The organism is Campylobacter sp. CNRCH_2014_2849, assembly GCF_025772845.1.
GTDB classification, from domain to species: Bacteria; Campylobacterota; Campylobacteria; order Campylobacterales; family Campylobacteraceae; genus Campylobacter_D; species Campylobacter_D lari_D.
The window spans coordinates 1-3,538 of record NZ_JAKMSW010000026.1 but is presented as its reverse complement, the minus strand read 5'-3'; the positions used below and the strand labels follow the sequence as shown (position 1 = coordinate 3,538).

General features: G+C 24.2%; 3 protein-coding genes. All 3 read left to right on the top strand.

All coding sequences use genetic code 11. From position 1 onward, the window contains the following. Positions 1-1,121: hypothetical protein (locus L8X33_RS08470; protein WP_412175236.1), on the top strand; the 1,121-nt coding region annotated here is incomplete at its 5' end. A gap of 25 nt (positions 1,122-1,146) precedes the next feature. After that, entirely contained in the window at positions 1,147-2,478 is a 1,332-nt protein-coding gene (locus tag L8X33_RS08465; protein ID WP_263670477.1) for a hypothetical protein, read from the top strand. 63 nt (positions 2,479-2,541) lie between these two features. After that, positions 2,542-3,411, top strand: a complete 870-nt coding sequence (locus L8X33_RS08460) for a hypothetical protein (protein WP_263670476.1) — start codon at positions 2,542-2,544, stop codon at positions 3,409-3,411. Positions 3,412-3,538 lie beyond the last annotated feature (127 nt).

The window sequence follows — 3,538 nt, the reverse complement described above, 5'->3', positions numbered from 1 at the left end:
GCGATAATATAGATCTAAATACCTCTTTTGCACCAGGGACTTATATAAGCTTACAACTAGAAAAAGAAAGCGATGAAAAACTAAAATGGGCTTTTGTAGAATGTGAAAGCAAAGAAAAATTAAATTTATTATTACATGATTGTAATGGCTATATTGATGAAAAAAATCTTAAGGTATTATTTGAAAATGATGATTTGATTTATAATGAAAGCTATGAAGATAATGTTTTATCTTTTTGCTTACCTATAAATAGAAGCAATGAGCCTAAAGAAGATATACAAGATTATAAATACTATATAGTTTTATTTGCTTATAACAGTGAAAAAACTATACCTAATTTAGAAGATCATTACATCATTATAGATATGAGCTTTAGAGTGGGAGTTGGAGATGATGATAGTGTAAGAGAAGGGGTGTTAGGGGGTATGAATAACACAAACAGCAGCAATTTAGCAAAAGACATCATTTATACAAATTATATTTTTAGCGTATTAGAAGCTATAGATTTTTTAAAAACTTGTTGTAAATTACAAGATAAAAACAAAACAAATGATAATATCTTTTTTAAAACCTACCCTCAACTTGCTGGAAAAATTGCTTATATTTATTATAGGTTTGATTTAGCGAAAATATATTTTCAAGTCAAATCAACAAAGAATATACAAATAAAATATGGGGATTATTTTCAAGATATAATTTACTATGAAAATACAATTAAAAAGACAGCACAAAAATACAACTATGATCCCAATAAAAATTATCCTATTGCGTATTGGGAAAAATTAATTGAAGAAATCTACAATCAATTTAAATTAAATATAAAAACAGAATTTATCTCATCAAATGATAATAGCCTATTTGGTTTTTATAATCAAGACAAAACTATTATTGAAATCAATATAAACAATATAGAAAATACAGAGGAAATGTTTAAAACTATTATACACGAAATACGACACGCATACATACATCAAAAAAACCAAATAATGATGTCTTACAACACTATATTTATTATAGCAATCAATATATTTATTTTAATAAAACAGATCAAAAATTTGGAAATAAAACAACACCAGATATTTATTTTTTTCAGCCAAGCGAAGCAGAAGCTAGAGCAATAGAAGAAAGTATCATCAAGGAGTTATGATGAGATACAAGGAACCAGATACAAAAAAACACGAACAATTTTTACAAACTAGAAAAGAACCAAATGTATTTTATTTAGGTGTAAATACTAATATAAAATGTTTTAATAATATATGCCCTAGTGAAAAAAATTATTGGTATTTTTTCAACCATATTGATTTAGAAAACAAAATCAACATTACATATAATCCCAAATTTGGCATTTATTTAGGTAAAATCATATTTAATAAAAAAGGCAACAAACTCCTACCAAAATATATACCTACAAGTATTGAAAATTTAGAAGAAGAGGTTAAGAAAATCAAAAATCTTCTATGGATAGCTGAAAAAAATGATAATTATGTTAAACCTGAAGTGATTTTTTTTGAAGATACTATTCTTGGTAAAAAAATAAAAACAACTAGAGGCAATTATCATATAACAAACCCAAAAAACCTAGAATATCAATGTAAAATAGAAAAAAATACAACTATACTAAACCAAGAACAAATCTTATCTTATGTAAAAGAAATTCATAGTGAAAATGTAAGAATAATCCAAGATTATATAGACCAAATTTATAAAGATAATGGCATAAAACCTTATGCATTTGATGATGAATTTTATGAAGAATTGGGTAATTTAGGAATAATCACTCAAAGACAAGTAGAAGGTTTTAAAAATAATCGTTTAATTAAGAAAAATTCCTTATTGCTTACTATGTTAGATTATTTGGCTAGGCAAGATAGAAAAAGTAAAGATTATTTGATTACTTTTGATGATGAGTATTTTTATGATTATTTTGTTTTTAGTTTGGGTGGTTTTATATTAAAACTATCTCAAGGCATGCTTCAAAATGAAATCAATTCTCTTTTTAACCCTGCAGCTTATATAGATGATACAAAAATAAATTATAATGATTTAAATAACGAATTAATTAGAAAATACGAAAAAGAAATATTTGGCATGGGATTTGAAAAAAGAGGTAGTTATTTTGTGGATTATTTTGATTATAGTTTTAATTATAATGGGTTTTTTGAGATTAATCTAGATGATTATTTTCCAAATAATTTGCATTCAAAAACTATAGACAGATTAAAATACAATGATGAAATAAAATTTGGAATTAAATATAAATATAATTATATTAAAATACCTAATATTCGATACACTAAAAAAAACAACCAAAAGGATGAGTTTTACACCCCCTCTACTCTAGGCAAATACTATTTTCAAATAAGTAGATACCACGAAGAAGTTTTCTTTGAACTTTTAAAACCATATTATCCTAGTATAAAAAATCTTCCTAAAGGATGGAGTAAAGAAATGATTGAGAAAATGTCATACACCTAGTAATATAAAGTATTGTATCTAATAATGCTATAATAAATAATACTAACTTTAAAGGTAAAAAAATTGCTTAAAATATCAAAAAGAATTTCTATTATAGTTTTTATTGTATTAGTTTTTATCCTAGCTATTGGTATTTATGAATTGATCCAAGAAGCTTTACAATTTAAAGAAGCTAATGAAAATAAAGCAAGAGAAAATCTTAGTGCTTTAATCAAATGGAGTGAAAACGAAGGTAAGGAAGAATTAGAATATGCTAAGAATTTAAGCAAAGAAAACTATAATCAAGAAAAAGTTACACAAATGATTATTAAAAATCTTAAGATGATACAAGCTAGTATTGAAGATATGAAAACTCTAACTATTTATTCATTCCTAGATGAAGATGAGGAACTTTCAAGAAAAGCTAGTCGAATTGTTTTAAGAATAAATATGGATATTATACTTTATCTTTTAGATAATGAAAAAACTTTTATAGGACATAAAACTTATTTTTTATTTGATAAGGAAAGATTTAAAGTTTTTGAAGATTTTTTATTTTTTCTAAATACTCGTTTAGAAGAGGATTTTTTGAAAAAAAATGATAATGATTTTGAAATAATAGAAATTGTAACATATATTAATCTATTGATTGGCTTAGATGGTGCGTTTGCTAATAATATGTACCTAAGAGAACTTTCAATAGCTCCTATTTGTGATTTAAATAATCCCAAAACCATAGCAATTCTAAATGGCATAGAAAAAATTAATATTGCAGTTGATAGATATATCAATCTTATAAATTCAAAAATTAAATTTATTGCCTATAAAGATGATTATCTTAAAATGAAAATAGAAAATATAAACAATAATTATCCAAAACTCAGACTCGATCAAAAACAAATCAATCAGCTCAATACCCTACAATCTAAACTAAAAGAATGTACAAATGAATGAGATAGAACTTAACACTCAAAATAAAACCTTAAACGAAACAGAAAAAGACACAAAAACTATTTTTAGGATATCAAGGAATATAAATGAAAAAACCTTTTTATAAACTTAAAAGATTTTATATACCCTG

Bases quoted from the DNA above. Each gene is read 5' to 3' on its own strand.
- L8X33_RS08465 (WP_263670477.1), top strand. From the start codon at position 1,147: ATGAGATACAAGGAACCAGATACAAAAAAACACGAACAATTTTTACAA.